At 73.0% G+C, this 17,001-nt stretch carries 16 protein-coding genes and 1 pseudogene; 9 read left to right on the forward strand and 8 right to left on the reverse strand.

Annotated features, from left to right (window positions below):
* Positions 1-195 precede the first annotated feature (195 nt).
* Entirely contained in the window at positions 196-570 is a 375-nt protein-coding gene (locus HNR61_RS23850) for a hypothetical protein (protein WP_182845405.1), read from the forward strand.
* A 51-nt stretch (positions 571-621) separates the two neighbouring features.
* On the opposite strand, the gene HNR61_RS23855 is transcribed toward HNR61_RS23850, so the two are convergent.
* Positions 622-1,458: an ABC transporter permease gene (locus tag HNR61_RS23855; RefSeq protein WP_312898059.1), complete on the reverse strand. Its 837-nt coding sequence runs from the start codon at positions 1,456-1,458 to the stop codon at positions 622-624.
* 117 nt (positions 1,459-1,575) lie between these two features.
* Positions 1,576-1,905: pseudogene (locus tag HNR61_RS23860) on the reverse strand (ATP-binding cassette domain-containing protein); the annotation flags it as partial.
* Between the two features lie 664 nt (positions 1,906-2,569).
* Here HNR61_RS23860 and ligA point away from each other — a divergent pair.
* Both ligA and HNR61_RS23870 read left to right on the forward strand, forming a co-directional pair.
* Positions 2,570-4,690, forward strand: a complete 2,121-nt coding sequence (ligA, locus tag HNR61_RS23865; protein ID WP_182845407.1) for an NAD-dependent DNA ligase LigA — start codon at positions 2,570-2,572, stop codon at positions 4,688-4,690.
* A gap of 127 nt (positions 4,691-4,817) precedes the next feature.
* Positions 4,818-5,768 (forward strand): phosphotransferase, encoded by a 951-nt coding sequence (locus HNR61_RS23870; RefSeq protein WP_182845408.1) that lies wholly within the window; start codon positions 4,818-4,820, stop codon positions 5,766-5,768.
* 49 nt (positions 5,769-5,817) lie between these two features.
* Here HNR61_RS23870 and HNR61_RS23875 read toward each other — a convergent pair whose 3' ends face one another.
* Positions 5,818-6,258 carry a MarR family winged helix-turn-helix transcriptional regulator gene (locus HNR61_RS23875; RefSeq protein ID WP_182845409.1) on the reverse strand — a complete coding sequence of 147 codons (441 nt, stop codon included), beginning with the start codon at positions 6,256-6,258 and terminating at the stop codon, positions 5,818-5,820.
* A gap of 94 nt (positions 6,259-6,352) precedes the next feature.
* Between HNR61_RS23875 and ccmA the strand changes: the two genes are divergently transcribed.
* Both ccmA and HNR61_RS23885 read left to right on the forward strand, forming a co-directional pair.
* Positions 6,353-6,970, forward strand: a complete 618-nt coding sequence (ccmA, locus tag HNR61_RS23880; protein WP_182845410.1) for a heme ABC exporter ATP-binding protein CcmA — start codon at positions 6,353-6,355, stop codon at positions 6,968-6,970.
* On the forward strand, positions 6,967-8,442 hold the full coding sequence (locus tag HNR61_RS23885) for a DUF6297 family protein (protein ID WP_312898060.1): 1,476 nt from the start codon (positions 6,967-6,969) through the stop codon (positions 8,440-8,442). Before ccmA ends, HNR61_RS23885 begins: the two co-directional genes overlap by 4 nt.
* Before the next feature lie 130 nt (positions 8,443-8,572).
* Here HNR61_RS23885 and HNR61_RS23890 read toward each other — a convergent pair whose 3' ends face one another.
* A complete protein-coding gene (locus HNR61_RS23890; protein WP_182845411.1) occupies positions 8,573-9,073 on the reverse strand; it encodes a VOC family protein in 501 nt (166 codons plus the stop codon).
* Entirely contained in the window at positions 9,070-9,933 is an 864-nt protein-coding gene (locus HNR61_RS23895; protein WP_182845412.1) for a sigma-70 family RNA polymerase sigma factor, read from the reverse strand. The genes HNR61_RS23890 and HNR61_RS23895 overlap by 4 nt, the downstream gene beginning before the upstream one ends.
* 130 nt (positions 9,934-10,063) lie before the next feature.
* Between HNR61_RS23895 and HNR61_RS23900 the strand changes: the two genes are divergently transcribed.
* Entirely contained in the window at positions 10,064-10,477 is a 414-nt protein-coding gene (locus tag HNR61_RS23900) for a VOC family protein (RefSeq protein ID WP_182845413.1), read from the forward strand.
* A gap of 79 nt (positions 10,478-10,556) precedes the next feature.
* Here the strand turns inward: HNR61_RS23900 and HNR61_RS23905 are convergent, their stop codons facing one another.
* Complete coding sequence (locus HNR61_RS23905; protein ID WP_312898061.1) at positions 10,557-13,358, reverse strand: ATP-binding protein; 2,802 nt, start codon at positions 13,356-13,358, stop codon at positions 10,557-10,559.
* A gap of 144 nt (positions 13,359-13,502) precedes the next feature.
* Between HNR61_RS23905 and HNR61_RS23910 the strand changes: the two genes are divergently transcribed.
* From HNR61_RS23910 to HNR61_RS23920, 3 genes are all read left to right on the forward strand, one after another.
* Entirely contained in the window at positions 13,503-13,859 is a 357-nt protein-coding gene (locus HNR61_RS23910; RefSeq protein ID WP_182845415.1) for a VOC family protein, read from the forward strand.
* 164 nt (positions 13,860-14,023) lie between these two features.
* Complete coding sequence (locus HNR61_RS23915; RefSeq protein WP_169813969.1) at positions 14,024-14,596, forward strand: TetR/AcrR family transcriptional regulator; 573 nt, start codon at positions 14,024-14,026, stop codon at positions 14,594-14,596.
* Positions 14,589-15,917, forward strand: a complete 1,329-nt coding sequence (locus tag HNR61_RS23920) for a glycosyltransferase (RefSeq protein ID WP_182845416.1) — start codon at positions 14,589-14,591, stop codon at positions 15,915-15,917. The genes HNR61_RS23915 and HNR61_RS23920 overlap by 8 nt, the downstream gene beginning before the upstream one ends.
* Here HNR61_RS23920 and HNR61_RS23925 read toward each other — a convergent pair.
* Both HNR61_RS23925 and HNR61_RS23930 read right to left on the reverse strand, forming a co-directional pair.
* Positions 15,874-16,485: a VOC family protein gene (locus tag HNR61_RS23925; RefSeq protein WP_182845417.1), complete on the reverse strand. Its 612-nt coding sequence runs from the start codon at positions 16,483-16,485 to the stop codon at positions 15,874-15,876. The genes HNR61_RS23920 and HNR61_RS23925 overlap by 44 nt on opposite strands.
* An 81-nt stretch (positions 16,486-16,566) precedes the next feature.
* Positions 16,567-16,911 carry a VOC family protein gene (locus HNR61_RS23930; RefSeq protein ID WP_182845418.1) on the reverse strand — a complete coding sequence of 115 codons (345 nt, stop codon included), beginning with the start codon at positions 16,909-16,911 and terminating at the stop codon, positions 16,567-16,569.
* Between the last annotated feature and the right edge of the window lie 90 nt (positions 16,912-17,001).

Here is a 17,001-nt window from a genome sequence, read left to right on the forward strand (position 1 = left end):
CGGAAGCCCATGTCATTGCCGCTCGGGTGTCGTGGGGACGAAACCTTCTTCGCCGTGCCGTCCATCGCGCTCGTTACGGCCTGCCGGCACCGTTCGCGGTGGGAGTCAGGGTCCTCTGCCGGTGCTGGAGGCGTCGATCAGCGGTTGCGCAAGCCGACACCATGGGCCACGCCGTTCGTCTCTAGTGTGAACCGCATGGTGGATTTCGAGCTGGATGGGCGGCAGGTGTGCCTCAGCCCCAGAAGGCCGGGGGCGGACTGGTACCGGGTGCTGGTGGACGGCGTTCCGGTGCCCATGGAGGTGACCAGGACCAGGACGCACACGGGCAACCTGGGGACGACCACCCGGGAGATCCAGGCCGCCCGCCCCGCCGAGTGGATCCGGATCGAGGGCGAGCCGTGCGAGCCGTCGATCCGGCGCCCCCGGACGGCCTCCATCCACTTCTCCTTGCCGACCGCCCACGTCTACAACACCGCGGTCTGGCACTCCCAGTCCGTGCGCCTGACGTTCGCCGAGGACTTCTCTCACGTCACCGTCATCTGGAACGACTCGGTCGACGACGCGACCTGACCCCGCCCGCCCCCTCACGCACACGGCCTGTCGTGCCGGGGTGAGACCTCGTTAGTGCTTGTTCTTGTTGGCGTACTTGTACACCGCCAGGGGAGCGGAGACGGCGATGAGGGCGCCGGAGGTGGCGAGGGTCAGGACGATGTCGCCGGCGTCGGCGTCGCCGTGCATCAGCCCGCGGGAGGCCGTGGTGGCGTGGCTGATCGGGTTGACCTTCACGAACGCCTCCATCCACCCGGGCAGGCTGTCCGTGGGCACGAAGATGTTGCTGGCGAAGACCAGCGGGAACATCACCATCATGCTGGTGGTCGAGACCGTCTCCGGCCGCGACGCCACCACGCCCATGGCGGTGAAGATCCAGCTCACCGCGAAGGCGAAGAACATCATCAGCAGGAACGCCACCAGCACCCCGAGCACGCCGTGGGGCCGGAAGCCCAGCGCCAGGCCCAGCAGCAGGGTGATGGTCAGGGCGATCGTGTAGCGCACCGCGTCACCCAGCAGGTTGCCCACCAGGGTGGCGGGCTGCCGGAACGGCAGGGTGCGGAACCGGTCGTGGATGCCCTTGGTGATGTCGCTGTTCAGCGACGTGCCGGTGTAGACCGACATCATCACCACCGTCTGCACCAGGATGCCCGGCACGAAGTTCTGGAGGTAGTCGCCGGTGGACCCGCTGATGGCGCCGCCGAACAGGTAGGTGAACACCACCAGGAAGACGAACGGGAACACCACGATGTCGATGAGCTGCGCCGGGAAGTGCCGGAAGGTCCGCATCGCCCGCCAGAAGTGCGTGAGCGAGGCCGCCAGCGGGCCGGGACGTTTCGGCCGGGTGCGTACCGACAGCACCCGGTGCAGGGTCACAGGCGGGTGCTGCGAAGTGGTCGGTGCGGTCACGTCGATGTTTCCTTTCTGGAGGGCTCACGGGAACGGGTCAGGGGACATCGGCGTCGGCGCCGTTCCCGGCGGCCTCGGTCCCGGCGTCCTGCCGGTGGCCGGTCAGCGCCAGGAGTGGCCCAGCAACCGGGCGACGAGCACGAGGTTCTCCACGCCGGTGAGCTGCTCGTCGGTGGAGACGAACTGCCCGGTCAGGCTGATCCTGCCGCGCACCGCGTCCGCCTCGTTCACCACGTCGTGGCCGAACACCGTGGCCGTGCCGCCGTCCGGGCGCAGCAGCGTGGAGAGCATGCGGATCGTGGTGGTCTTGCCCGCGCCGTTGGGGCCGAGGAACCCGTGCACGACTCCGGCGGGGACCGTCAGGTCCAGGCCGTCGACCGCGCGGTCGCCGCCGAAGATCTTGATCAGGCCCGACGCCTGGATCGCGATGGATGATCGCACGCCCATTGCTTCTCCCACACAGTTTCCGGGCAGCCGAAAGAAGACGCCGAACGCGAGTCGCCAGGAGCAGTAGGCGTGCGGTCGCGTGCCGTCCGGGTGTCGATGTCACATCTGCCGGGGCTGGAACTTCCGCGCTTCGACTTGGCCCCGGAGCACGCAAAGCACGATACCTCTATTATGGCTTCAATACACCCCTCAATTAATTTTATAAAGGGGGTGGCATGCCATAAATGACCTATGAGCAATAAGGCCATTGAATCCTTTTGCTCGCGGGACGCGGGGCGCGCGAGCACGGCTGCGACGCTCCGCTCCTGACACAGCGAACCCCCTGGTGAACCGCTGGTTTGAGTGCGGCAGCACCATCGGATTCCACCGGCGAGAGCCCGCTGTGGCGATGGCAAGGGTCCAGGCTCTGCGTGAAGGCCGTCCGTCCTGCTTGTGCGGGGCGTGCCGGGGCTTGAGCTTCAATTGAATGGCAACGGTGTCGGCGCATCCGGTCAGCCGGGGATATCGCCGTTCCGACGCAGACGAACGCACCGCCGGTGCCCGGAGTGGGGCGGCAACGGGTGAACGCGTTCTCGCCTTGTCCGTGCGGCCGTCCGGGCGGGAGAGCGCGCCACTCGCCCCGCCGTCCGGCGAAAATGTCAGTGGCAGGCGGGATGATGGGATCATGAGCGACACCGCCCCGGTCACGTTGATCGAAGATGAGGCCGCCTACGCCGCGGCCGTGCAGACCGCCGTCCAGGCGTCGGCCGCCTACTACGCCGACGGCTCCTCCCCACTGGACGACGACGAGTTCGATCGGCTGGTGCGGGGGATCGCCGCCTACGAGCAGGCGCACCCCGAGCAGGTGCGGCCCGACTCGCCGACCGGGAAGGTCGCCGGAGGCGCGGTGGTGGGGGACGTTCCGCACACCGTGCCGATGTTGTCGCTGGACAACGTGTTCGGGGCCGAGGAGCTGGCGGCCTGGGCGGCGGGGCTGGAGCGCCGGATCGGGCGGCCGGTCGAGCGGTGGAGCGTGGAGCCCAAGCTGGACGGCCTGGCGATCTCGGCCCGGTACGTCGACGGCGGCCTGGCGCAGCTGGTGACGCGGGGCGACGGCGCGGCCGGGGAGGACGTCTCGCACGGCATCGACAGCGTGCTGGGGTTGCCGCGACGGCTGTCGGCGCCGGTCACGGTGGAGATCCGCGGTGAGATCCTGATGACGACCGCGCAGTTCGAGGCCGCCACCGAGGCGCGGGTGGCCTCCGGCGGGACGGCGTTCGCCAATCCGCGCAGCGCCGCGGCCGGGTCGTTGCGGGCCCAGGACCGGCCCTACAAGGTCGAGATGACGTTCTTCGGCTATGGCGCGCTGCCGCTGCCCGACGACGCCGGGTTCGGGGCGGGGACCGGCGAGGAGCTGGCCGAGCGGCTGCGTTCCCTGCCGCACAGCCAGATCATGGGGCTGGTGGAGGAGTGGGGGATCCAGACGACCTCGGTCACCCCGGTGGCCGGGAGCACCGCCGAGACGGTCGAGCAGGTGCAGCAGCGGGTGGAGGAGATCGCCGGGGCGCGGGCCGAGCTGGAGTTCGGGATCGACGGCATCGTGGTCAAGGCCGATCTGGCCGCCGACCAGGCCGACGCCGGGTTCTCCTCGCGCGCGCCGCGCTGGGCGATCGCCTACAAGCTGCCCGCGGTGGAGAAGATCACCAAGCTGCTGGCGGTGGAGTGGAACGTCGGCCGCACCGGCATCATCGCGCCGCGGGCGGTGCTGGAGCCGGTCGCGATCGACGGGGTGGTCATCACCTACGCCACGCTGCACAACCCGGCCGACATCGCCCGCCGGGACCTGATGATCGGTGACAGCGTCACCGTCTACCGCGCCGGGGACGTCATCCCGCGGGTGGAGGCCCCGGTGGTGTCGCTGCGCACCGGCGACCAGACCCCGATCGCGATCCCCGGGACCTGTCCCCACTGCGGCGGCGAGATCGACCGGAGCCAGGAGCGCTGGCGCTGCGTCCAGGGCCGCGCCTGCATAGCGGTGACCTCGATCCGGTACGCGGTGGGCCGCGACCAGCTCGACATCGAGGGCCTCGGCGAGAAGATCATCGACCAGCTGGTGGCCGCCGGGCACGTCACCGACTTCGCCGACCTGTTCACCCTGACCCGCGAACAGGTCCTGGGGCTGGAGCGGATGGGCGAGACCAGCACCGACAACCTGCTGGGCGCGATCGAGGCCGCCAAGTCCAAGCCGCTGAACAAGGTGTTCTGCGCGCTGGGCGTGCGCGGCACCGGACGGTCGATGTCGCGGCGCATCGCCCGGCACTTCGCCACGATGGACCACATCCGCGCCGCCGACGCCGAGGCGTTCCAGCAGGTCGACGGGGTCGGCCCGGAACGCGCCACGATCCTGGTCGCCGAGCTGGCCGACCTGGCCCCGCTGATCGACAAGCTGGTGGCGGCCGGGGTGAACATGACCGAGCCCGGCGCCACCCCGCCCTCGCCCGGCGGCGGACCGGACGCCGAGCAGGCCCAGCAGGCCGCCGGGCAGGCCGCGGCCGAACTGCCGCTGGCGGGGATGTCGGTGGTGGTGACCGGCTCGATGACCGGTCCGCTGGCCGAGCTGTCCCGCAACCAGATGAACGAACTGATCGAAAACGCCGGAGGCAAGGCCTCCTCCTCGGTGTCGTCCAGGACCTCGCTGGTGGTGGCGGGGGAGAAGGCCGGGTCCAAGCGGGCCAAGGCCGAGAAGCTGGAGGTCAGGATCATCACGCCGGAGGAGTTCGCGACCATGGTCGCCGACCTGCTGTGAGCGCGTGATCTGGGGGACCACGTCCTGGTGGGCGTGGCCCCCGGGCCGCCCCGGAGACCTGCTCGGGTGAACGGGACGGGTGCGTGAGCCGTGGTTGTGCTGCCGCCCGACGTGGAACGATCAAGTCGTGACCGATTTCGCGACGCCGCAACACCTCGCCCGCCGCACCTGTGCCGCGATCGACGCGGCGGCCGGGGCAGGACGTGATCTGGGCCTGGGCGTCACTGACGCCACGGTGCTGCACGACCTGTTCTCCGTCGTCGTTCACCTCGCACCCGCACCGGTCGTGGCCCGGGTCCCCACCGTTCTGCCGCACTCCACGGACCTCGATTCCCTGGCGCGCCGCCAGCAGGCCGAACTGGACGTGACGTGGTGGCTGGCGGACCAGGGGACCCCCGTGATCCCTCCCAGCCCCCTGGTGCCGCGGGAACCCGTCCAGCGGGACGGGTTCTCGATGACGTTCTGGCAGTTCGTCGAGGAGGACCCCGCCAGAGAACCCGACTACGCGGCGAACTGCGAAATGGTCGCCGACCTGCACGCCGCGATGCGCGCGTACCCGGGTCGCCTGCCGTATCTGTCCTCGGCCGAACCGCGGTTCGTCACGGAGAGCCTCGCCCTGCTCCAGAACCACCCCGACCTGATCGGTCCGGCCGAGCTGGACCGCGCACGCCGCGAATGGCAGATCCTGGAACCTCTCGTGCGCTCACGCGCGGCGTTCGAAGAGAGGTTCCCGGGCATCGACCTTCAGCCCATCCACGGCGACTCCCCACCCGCCAACATCTTCGCCGGGGTGGACAGGGACCTCTACTCCGACTTCGAGCTGGTCACGCTGGGACCCGTCGAGTGGGACCTGGCCGCCTTGGGACCGGCGCTCGAATCCGCCTACGACCGGGGTGCGCGGCGCAACGGCATGAGGCCGCTGGACAAGGACGTGCTGGGGTTCGTGAACGCCGTGGGGATGCTGCGGGCCATCGCCTGCCTCACCCTGGCGCCGCAGCTGCCCCCGCTGGTGGAGTACGTGAAGCCGGCCATCGACCAATGGCGGACGATGCCGTTCGCCGGCGGCATGGCCGACTAGTACGCGGCGTCCACCAACCGACCGGTGGCGAAGGCCCGGGTCGGGCTCCTCACCCTCGTTGGTGGTGGGCGAGGAGCTGCGCGAGCAGGCGGGTCAAGGTCTGCCGGTCCTTGGCCGCGAGCGGTTCGAGCAGGTCGTCCTGCACCTTGTCGAGTGCCTGGTCCATGTGCTGTAGCTGTCGTCGGCCCGCCTTGGTGAGGGTCACGATGTTGCGCCTTCGGTCGTCGGGGTCCGGCGTCCGCTCGACGAAGTCCTGCTCGGCCAGTTCGTTGAGCGCCGCCACCACGTCGCTGCGGTCCATGTTGCACCGGCGGCCGAGGTCGGCCTGGCTGGCCGCCCCGAACTCGTCCAGCGCGGCCAGGATCCGGTAGTGGTACCCGCGCGCCCCCACCTCGCCGAAACCATCGGACGCCAGCCGGTGGGCGTGCACCGCTACCTGGCCGAGCAGCCAACTCGGCTTCGCGGTCAGGCGCGAGGGGGTCTTTTCCACGACGAGCACCCTATCTTGTTGGTGCGGCCAATGAATCTTCCGGCCGGACCATCGGCACGCACATGATCCACCGGACGGGTTCTAGGCTGGGCCGATGACCGAACCGATCATCATCGCCCGTGACGTGGGTGTGGAGCTGGGCGGCGTTCCGGTACTGCGCGGAGTCGACCTCACGGTCGTGCCCGGGGAGGTGGTCGCGGTGCTCGGCGCCAACGGTGCCGGAAAGACGACCCTGCTGCGCTGCCTCGCGGGGTTGCAGCAGGCCTCGGGCAGCGTGGACGTGCTGGGGCGCCCGCCCGTCGACGAGCCGGATTTCTGGCGCGAGGTCGCCCTGGCCGGTGACGAGCCCACCTGGTATCCGGGGCTGACCGTAAGGGAGCACCTGGAGCTGATGCGAGCGGTGCATGGTTCCGGGCGTCTGGAAGTGGGGGCGGCCTTGGAGCTGTTCGAGCTGGTCGGCTGCGCCGACCGGGCCCCGTCGTCGTTGTCGACCGGGCAGCGCCAGCGGCTGTCCCTGGCCATGGCGCTCCTGCGGCCGAGCCGGTTGTTGCTGCTGGACGAGCCGGAGCGCGGACTTGATACGGCCTTCCGGGAACGGCTCGCGGGTCTGCTCGCCGAGTATGCCGCGGACGGCGGCACGGTGGTGATGGTGACGCACGACCCGCGGTTCGCCGAGGACGCCCGGCACGTCGCCCTGGAGCCCGCGGCGTGAGCGGGCCGGTGGAGATCCGGTCGTTCGTGCGGGTCCGGGGGCGCAGGCGTCGCACATGGTCCGACCGGTACGTCACCCTGCTGAGCCTGGGCCTGCTGGTGGTGCTGGTGGCCCCGCTGATCGGCCGCGCCGTGTCGGCTCTGCCCGGCGACGTCGATCCGGCGCGGGCGGGTGCGGGCCTGGCGCTGATCGCGTTGCTGCTGGCGGGCTCGCTGGCCCTCGCGCGTGTGGTCGGGCCGGTGGGGGTGTCGGCGGCGGACGCCGCGTGGCTGGTCCTTTCGCCGTTGCCGCGCCGTGGTGTGCTGGCCCGTACGCTGCTGGTCCTCGTCGTGGCGTGCGCTGTCGGCGGTGCGGCCCTCGGCCTGGCGCTGCTGAGCGCGCTCGGCGGCCCCGACGCGTTGGCGCTCCGGCTGCTCGCGTCCGTGGTGCTGGGCATGTCGTGGACGCTGGGCGGGATGGCGACGGCCGTGCTGGCGCAGGCGTCGCAGCCCTGGGACGGTCGGCTGACCGCGGTGCTCGCCTCCCTCGTGGTGGTGGCGGTGGCCGTGGCGGTCATGGGTACGGGGCCGGGGCAGGGAGTGCTCTCCGGCATCGCGTCGGCTCCTCTGGCGGCGTGGACGGCGGTGGCGTCCGTATCGGCCGCGGTGGCCGCCGGTCTCGCGGGACGGGCCTGGGCGGCCGTCGCCCGCATCCCGGCCCGCGCCATCCTGGACGCGTCGACCCGGGCGGGGCTCGTGGCGGACGCGTTCGTCGTCATGGATCCCGGTTCGCTGACCTGGATCGCCGAGGACGCGCACTGGCGGTCGCGCGTCCTGCGATCGCGCGCCTGGCCGGCGCGGCTGCGCGGGGCGGCGGCGGTCGCCTGGCTGGACTGGCGGCGGCTGGCGCGGCGGCCGGGGCTCCTCGCGCTGGCGGCGGCGACGACCGTTCTGCCTGCCCTGGCCGCGCGGGCGGGTGGCGGGACGGCGGGCGCGCTGATCGTGCTTGCGGCGGGCGCGTTGACGGTCGCCGCGACGGGCGCCGCGGGGGCGCGCCGGGACGCCGGGGACGCGGCGCTGGCGCGCCTGTTCGGCGCCGGTCCGCGCGCGCTCCTCGCGTCGAGGGCGGTGCTGCCCGCCCTGCTCGGCGGCTCCTGGTCGACCCTCGCGCTGGCAGGACTGGACATCGTGGCCCCCGGCGGACCCTTCTGGCTGCTCGGGGGGCTGTGTGCGCCGGCGCTGGCGGCGGGTGCGCTGCGGATGGCGCGGCGCCGTCCCGTTGAGCACGCGATGCCCGTCATGGACACGCCCTTCGGCTCGGTGCCGCTCGGCCCGGTGCTGTGGGCACTGGCCGGCGCCGACCTCGCCGTGCTCGGGTGCCTGCCCGCGCTCATGGCGTTCGCCGGCGGGGTGACCGGTCCGCTGCTCGCAGCACAGGCGGTGTGGGGCGCGGCGGTGCTGGCGGCCTACTGCGCCGTCCCAAGGCGCGCGTAGGACGGAGGCCGGGGCGTGCAGATCCCGCTCTGAGGTCGTTGTCACGCTGATGATCGACGAGGTTCGGGGACGGCGGTGGTTCGGTGGCGTGGTCGCCGGTGGCGGTGCACCGGTCTCCATGTTCTGCGGATCAGGACGGAGCCGCGCGCCACGTCGGGTCGCACGGTCCCTCTCCGCCCCGGAGGGCCACCGGCGGGGCGCTCTGCGCGGCCGGTGGTGGCTGGGTGAATCGCAGCGTGTTGCCGGAGGGGTCGAGGAAGGCGCAGTCGCGGGTGCCGCCGGGCCGGTCGACCGGTTCCTGCATCACTTCCGCGCCGGTGGCCTCGATGTGCTCGAAGGCGGCGTCGCAGTCGTCGGTCACGAAGACCAGGTGGCCCAGCAGGCCGTTGGAGAGGAGGTCCTGGATCGTCTGCCGGTCGGTCGGCGAGACGCCCGGGCCGGCGCCGGGCGGCTGGAGCAGGATCCCCACGTCGGGCTGCGACGGCGGGCCGACGCTCACCCGCCGTACCCCCGCGGATTCGCCGTCACCGCGCACCTCGAAGCCGAGCACGTCGCGGTAGAAGCCGAGCGCCTCGTCAACGTCGTGGACGGTCAGAGCGCAGGCCGAGAGCTTGAGGTCCGGGCCGGTCAACGCCGCTCCCTGCCGCCGGCGGGGAGGAAGACGACGTCGAGGTCGCCGAGCCGGTCCGGGTCGGTGTCGATGGTGATGCGGGTGATCTTCCGGTCGTCGACGGTGAACGTGAAGACCGCCTTCGGCCGGCCGCGGTGCGTCCAGACGGCTCCCGGAACGCCGTCGACCAGGGCGAGCCGGGCGGCCTGGGCCCGTCCGGCGAAGAACGCCGCCACCGCCTGGCCGCCGCGGACCTCGCCGACCGCGGCGTCCGGATCGAGCAGTTCCAGCAGGGCGGCGAAATCCCCGTTCCGGGAGGCGGCGAGGAAGGCGGCGACGATCTCCCGCTTCGCCGACCGCGCGGCGTCGGACGCGTCGGCCGCTCCCTGCACCCGGCGCCGGGCCCGGCTGGCCAGTTGCCGGGCCGCCGCCGGGGAACGGTCGATGACGGCGCCGATCTCGCCGAACGGCACGGCGAAGACGTCGTGCAGGACGAACGCGAGCCGCTCGGCGGGAGTCAGCGTCTCCAGGACCACCATCAGCGCGACGCCGACCGAATCGGACAGCAGTGCCTCGTCCTCGGGCCCGGCCCGGCCGGTGGGATGGACGTCCACGTCCGGCTCGGGCGGCAGCGCCCCGGCCGACTCCTCGCGCTGGGCCCGGCGGGCCTGGAGCATGTTCAGGCAGACCCGGGCGACGACCGTGGTCAGCCAGCCCGCCGGGTTCTCCACCTGGTCGGTGTCGGCGCGGCTGACCCGCAGCCATGCCTCCTGCACCGCGTCCTCGGCCTCGCCGGGGGAGCCGAGCATCCGGTAGGCCATCGCCCGCAAGCGGCCCTGGTGCTCGGCGAACCGCTCGCTCAGCCAGTCCTGCTCAGCCATCAGTCACATTCCTCCGTTCGGGCCTGTCGTACTGACTGACCGGCGAAACCACGCCGATGTGACATCCGGGCCCGACCCGGAGGCCCGGGCCGTCCGTCCGGGCGGCATCTCAAGCACAGGGAGACAAGGCATGAAGGCGCACGTCAGCTCGATCCTTCTCGGAGTCCGGGACCTGGACCGATCCAAGCAGTTCTACACCGAGGGGCTCGGCTGGAAGATCAAGAACGACTGGGGCATCTCGGTGTTCTTCGAGTCGGACGGGGCCTCGCCGGTCGGCTTCTACGGCCGTGAGGGCCTGGCCGGCCAGGTGGGCACGAGCCCGGAGGGCAGCGGCTTCAGCGGGCTCGTCCTCACCTACGTCGTCCGCAGTGAGGCGCGGGTCGACGAGGTCATGGCGGAAGTCGAGAAGGCCGGCGCCACGATCCTCAAGCCCGCCGGCGCCCTGCCGTGGGGCGGGTACGGCGGCACCTTCGCCGACCCGGACGGCTACATCTGGAGCCTCGGCTACAGCGACCAGGGAACGGACCAGCCCTACGCCGAGTAACCGCCGGTGCCGGTCCCGGGGCCGTCGTGGTGGTGGACCATCCGCCCCTCGGATGGTCCACCGCAGGCGCGGCCGGGGATCAGCTCGGGCGCTGGAGCGGAGCCATGGGGGCGAGCCCGAGATCGGCGAGCGCGGCGGCGCCGCGGGCGGCGTGCTCGCCGCCCGCGAGCACCAGGGTCCGCGCCGACTGGTACCGGCAACCGACGGCGTCGAAGGCGTGCGCCGTGGCGAGCAGCCGCTCCTGGTCGTCGTCGAGCAGCGCTTCGGCGCGCTCCACGATGGCGCCGGCGACCGGGTTCCCGGCGGTGGCGGCCCGCGCGTCGGCCAGGCGGTCGCGGGCGTCGGGGCGCCCGGCGAGCACGGCGGCCTCCGCGCGCAGCGCCACGTACCAGTGGAGCCAGATCCAGGTGACCCACTTCCAGACGTCGCCGGGTTCGGGGGCCGTCCGCTCCAGCGCCTCGGACGCCTGTCCTCGGTGGAGCAGGAGCATCGCGTCGAAGACCGCCCCGTAGCCGTAGGCCTGCTCCGGCGGGGTGCCGAACCGGGCCAGGACCGCCTCCCACTCGCCCTGGGCGTCGTGGTCGTCGCGGAGGCCGTGGATCATCACCATCGCGGCCACCGCCGGGCCGAGGGCCGAACTGGTGGGGCTGCCGGCCCGCCGCCACGCGTCGAGGAACCGGACGCCGCCGGTGAGCATCCGGTCGGCGTCGCCCGCCAGCGCGTCGGCGACCAGCGGCCAGCTCATGGCACGATGGCCGACCTCGGCCAGCAGCGGGTGGTCCGCGAGCCGCCGTGCCCACCGGCGGGCCCCCGGCAGGTCGCCGGTGCCGAGGCTGGACTCGACGGCCTCGCCGAGCGCCTCGACCAGCTCGTGGGTGGCGGCGGGCGTGTTCGGCGCGGACGACAGCAGCGTGACCCGGAACCGGGCCGTGGCGGCGGCGGCGAACGTGTCACCGGCCCAGCTCTGGGTGCCGGCCAGCACGTCGAACGCGGCGGACTCGGCGAGCGGATCACCCGTGCGGTGGGCCAGCTCGACGGCCCGCTGGGCGCGCGCGATCATCTCCGGCGCGGAGCCGCCGGGTCGGCCCCGGACGGAGCCGACCGCGTCGTTGAGCGCCTGCGCGGCCTCGGCCAGCGCCACCGTGGCCCGGGCCGCCGGATCCTCGCCGGCCAGCTCCCGCGCCTGGGCGATGAGCGCGGCCGTCTCCTCCGGAGGCAGCTTCCGCACGAACTTGCTCGCGAACCGGCACGCGTTGGTGGCGATGGTCGCCAGGTCGCAGGCGGCGCCGGCGGCGTCCCCGGCCCGGCGGGCGGCTTCCGCGGCCGCGCGCTGGAGGTGGTGCATGTCGTCACCGCGCATCCGGCAGCCGGCGACGGCCGCGGCGTCCCGGAGCGCCGACGCGGCCGAGCCCGGGTCCTCGGCGAACGCGGCCGCCTGCTCGTACCGCTGCTGGGACTCGCCGACCAGGTTGCGGGTGAAGGTCAGCTCCGCCAGGTGCCGGGCGAGGCGGTACGCGTCCGCGCGCTGCTCCGGCTCCTGCGCCGCCCACGCCAGGGCGGCGCGGAGGTCGTCGGCGACCGCGTCGAACCCGGCCCGCCAGTCCGCGCCCACCACCGCCAGGCCGGCGGCCCGCTCCAGGCACCAGCGGCGGTGCCGGGAGCGGACCTCGGCCAGCTCACCGGCCTCGGCGAGCCGCTCGGCCCCGTACTGGCGGATGGTCTCCAGCGCCCGGTACCGGGTCCCGCCCGGGGACACCGTCACCACCAGCAGGCTCTGCTCGGCGAGCCGGGCCAGCCCGTCGGCGACGAGGATCTCCTCGACCCCGGCGACCTCCGCCGCCGCCCGGGCCGTGAACGGCGCCACGAACACCGACACCCGGCGCAGCAGCGCCCGGTCGGCCGGCTCCAGCAGGTCGTGGCTCCAGTCCAGCACCGCCCGCACCGAGCGGTGCCGGTCGTCGGCGCGGGAACCGCCGGTGAGCATCCGGAGCGGATGGGACAGGGCGGCGGTGAGGCCGTCCAGCCCGAACGTGGGGTACCGGGCGGCGGCCAGCTCGATCGCCAGCGCCATCCCGTCCAGCCGTTCGCAGATCGACGCGACGTGGTCGAACAGCGGGGGATCCAGCGGCCAGCCCACCGCCGCGGCCCGTTCCATGAACAGCATGACCGCGTCCGACTCGCCGCCGCTGGCCAGCGAGAGCGGCGGGACCGCGTACACCCGCTCGAACGGCACCACCAGCCGCGCCCGACTGGTCGCCAGCACCGTCAGCCGGGGGCAGCCCGCGAGCAGCCGTTCGAGGAACAGCGCCACCCCGTCCCGCACCTGCTCGCAGTTGTCCAGCACCAGCAGCGTGTGGCGGTCGGTCAGCGCCGCGACCACCGACTCGTCCATGCCGCGGCCGGGCAGCTCGCCGAGGCCGAGCGCGTCGGCGACCGCGGTGGCGATCATGTCCGGGGCGGTGACCGAGGTCAGGTCGACGAACCACACCCCGTCGGCGAAGTCGCCGGCCGCGTCCGCGGCCACCGCCAGCGCGAGCCGGGTCTTGCCCACTCCGCCGGGGCCGACCGCGGTCACCTGCCGGTGCGACTTGATCATCTCGGTCAGCTCGGCCCGCTCCCGCACCCGGCCGACGAACGAGGTCAGCGGAGCCGGCAGGGCCGGTGCCGGGTGGGGCCGGTCGGCCCGGGCGAGGCCGGACGCGCGCTGGGCGAGCGCCCGCCGGTCCGGCATCTCCAGCTTGCGCAGCAGTGAAGAGACGTGGCTCTCCACGGTACGCACCGAGATGAACAGCCGGGCCGCGATCTCAGCGTTGCTGAGATGCTCCCCGACCAGCTCCAGTACCTCGGCCTCGCGGGCCGAGACGTCCGTTGTCGTCGCCACGGTCGCATTCTGCCGCATCCCTCCTCGCGCCCCCGGTCCGTGGTGCGGTCCGTGGTCACCACGGATGTGGGCCGGCCGTGCCGGAGGGAGGCTGTGAAGCCGTGCGGATCGGGCCGGTGAAGGCCCACGACCCAAGGAGTGATCATGGCCGGCTCTCCCGCTCAGGGGATCAGGACGGTGCTGCATCCGGTGTCGGACCTGGCGGCGGCCAAGGCGGTGTACGCGGCGCTGCTCGGCGTCCCGCCGGAGAATGACTCGCCCTACTACGTCGGATTCGTGGTCGGGGGCCAGCGCATCGGGCTGGTGCCGGGCGGCGGACCGCAGGGCATGACCTCGCCGGTGGCCTACTGGCACGTGCCGGACATCGAGGCGAGGCTCGCCGAGGTGACCGCCGCGGGCGCCACCGTCAAGGAGCCCGTGCGCGACGTCGGCGGCGGCCGTCGCGTGGCCACCGTCACCGACCCCGACGGCAACGTTCTCGGGTTGATCCAGGACCGGTGAACGCCGCCGCCCCCCTTTCGAACGCGGCTCCCGCCCCGGCGGATCCGAGCCGCGTTTCGCATGTGCGGGGCAGGGGCCTCGGCCGTGAGCAGATTTCGCTTGACCCTCCATCCAATTGAATATAGATATACTCCATGGAAAGTGGGAGCAGGCGTCCGTACCGCATGGGCGCCCGTGCCGCGGCCGTGGAGGTCACGCGTACGCGCGTGCTGGAAGCGGCGGCCGCGCTGTGGATGCGGCGGTGGTACGACGACGTCACGCTGCAACACGTCGCCGACGAGGCGGACGTGTCGGTGCAGACGATCGTCAACCACTTCGGGGGCAAGGACGGGCTGGCCGACGCCGTCGCCGACCGGATGGCGTCGCGAACGGCGGTCGCCCGCCAGGCGCCGACCGGTGACGTGGCGGCGATCGTGGCCGTGCTCTTCGCGGACTACGAGCGGCAGGGCGACGCCAACGTGCTCTGGACCGCGCAGATCGACCGTGTCCCGGCGTTCGCCCGGGCGGCCGCTCACGCGCGCGGCCAGCATCGGGCATGGCTGGAACAGGTCTTCGCCGACCGCCTGCCCGCCCCGGGCCCCGCCCGCGAGCACGCGTTGAACCTGCACTACGCCGCCACGGACATCTACCTGTGGAAGCTGTGGCGGCGCGACCTCGGCCTGTCGCGCGAGGACGCCGAACGCGCCATGCGCGACCTGCTGACCTCGATCGACCCCCGGAGGAAACGCGATGCCTGAGAACTTCCTGTTCGCCACCTGGGCCGGCGGCGGGGCCGTGCCGCCCGTCCTGTCGGTCGCCCGCGCGCTGCGCGAGCGCGGCCACGGCGTCCGGGTGCTGGCCGACAGGTCACTGCGCGAGGAGGTCCTCGCCGGCGGCGCGGAGCCGATCGCCTGGACCACGGCGCCCCAGGGCGACACCGCCGACCCGGCCAAGGACGTCATCAAGGACTTCGAGGCCCGCACGCCGCTCGGTGAGTTCGCGCGGCTGAGAGATCGCATCGTGTGCGGTCCCGCGGCCGACTACGCCCGGGACACGCTCGCCGAGCTGCGCGCCCGCCCGGCCGACGTGCTGGTCACCGAGCACATGCTGCTCGGCGTGCTCACCGGCGGCGAGGCCGCCGGGATCCCCGTGGCCTCGCTGGTGACGACCCTCTATCCGCTGCCCACTCCGGGGGCGCCGCCGCCCGGTCCGGGCCTCGCCCCCGCCACGGGCGCGCTGGGGCGCCTGCGTGACCGGGTGCTGACCCGGATGATGCTCAGGCCGTGGGAGAAGGGACTGCCCGCGCTCAACGCCGCCCGCGTCGAGAACGGCCTGTCGCCGTTGGACTCGGTGGTCGACGCGTTCGACCGCGTCGACCGGCTGCTCGTGCTGTCCCCGCGCGCGCTCGACTACCCCGGCAGGCGCTTCCCCGCCTACCTGCGGCACGTCGGCCCACGGCTCGACGACCCGGCCTGGGCCGGGGAGCTGGAACTGCCCGAGGGCGACGCGCCGCTGGTCCTGGTCGGCCTGAGCTCGTCGTTCATGAACCAGCGCGGGCAACTGGAGCGCATCGCCGAGGCCCTCGGCACGCTGCCGGTGCGCGGGCTGCTGACCACCGGCCCGGCCGTGGACCCGGCGACGGTCCGCGCGCCCGGCAACGTCCTGGTCACCGCGGCGGCGCCGCACAGCGTCGCGCTGCGCCACGCCGCGGTCACCATCACGCACGCCGGCCACGGGACGGCCGTCAAGTCCCTGGCCGCCGGGGTCCCCCTGGTCTGCATGCCGCTCGGACGCGACCAGCGCGAGGTGGCGCGGCACGTCGCACTCGCCGGCGCCGGGATCACCGTGGGCAGGAACGCCTCATCCCGCACCATCGCCCACGCGGTCGGCCGGATCCTGCACGACCCGTCCTACCGACGCGAGGCGCGGCGGCTGGCGAGCGAGATCGCCGCCGAGACGGCCACCGACCAGGCGGTCGCCGAACTGGAGGCCCTCGCCGGACGGGCGACCGTCGGAAGGGATCGAGCGCGGCCCCTCAGGCGGACGCGGCTTCCCATTCGAACCCGTCGGGGTCGGTGAAGGGCCCGGCGTCACCGCCGATCACGATCCGGTGCGATCCGGTGCCCTCCTGGGGGACGCCGGTGTCCTTGGCGAGGGCGCGGCGCGGGTAGAGCGCCAGCGTGACGGCCGACGACGGGGTGGCGAACTCGACGTACTTGCCGCCGAAGCTCTTGCCCACGGCCAGGCCGCGGTCGACGTAGAACCGCTTGCTCGCCTTGACGTCCGCCACCCCCAGCAGGAGCGCGACCTGGTCGATGTGCCGGGTGGCGGGACCGGTGTCCTTCTTCTTCGAGGTCGCGAGCTTGCAGATCGTCCCGTCCGGGGCGCGCACGACGCCGCCGTAGCCCCAGAACCCCTTCGTGGCCGGCTTCAGCGTCGTGGCCCCGGCGTCGAGGGCGGCGCCGATGAGGGCGTCGACGTTGCCCGGCTGGGACACCACGAGGGACAGCGCGAACCCGCGAAAGCCGGTCGTCGGCGCGTCCGAGGCGCGCACGTTCACGTACGGGCCCAGACCGAAGGCCTGGTAGAAGGCGTCCGCGGCCGTGGGGTCGGGAACTTCCAGGGTGACGGATTCCAGGGAGGTCATGGCAGGTCCTTCGGGCGAGAGGGGGTTCGTCGTCTTTTCGGCGGCCGCCGGGCGGCGGACGTGGCGGGGGCGGGTCGGCGTTCAGCGGTCCTGGACCAGGCCGAGCACGTTGCCGTCGAGGTCGGTGAAGGTGGCCACCAGCCGGCCGCCGCCGACGTCGTGCGCGGGCTCCTTGACGGTGGCGCCCGCGGCGGTCACCTCGGCGAGCTTCGCCTCGATGTCGGGGACGTGCCAGTAGGAGACCGGCGAGCCCTCGCCGCCGGGGACCAGCCCGACGTGCTGGCCCTCGGCCTCGAAGCCGACGTAGAAGGGCGCGTCGGTCTGCGGCGGGACGCCGAGCAGCGCCGCGTACACCGCCTTGGCCTTCGCCAGGTCGGACACCGGGTGCAGCACGGTCCTGATTCCCTGGGTGGAAGCTCCGGTCATGGTCGCTCCTGCGGTCGTGGGTCACATCGACCCGCTGTGTGGATGGCCATAGCTTTTCTTCCGGCCCGGCCCGTGGGCATCCGTGGCGAC

The organism is Actinomadura kijaniata (assembly GCF_014138665.1).
GTDB classification, from domain to species: Bacteria; Actinomycetota; Actinomycetes; order Streptosporangiales; family Streptosporangiaceae; genus Spirillospora; species Spirillospora kijaniata.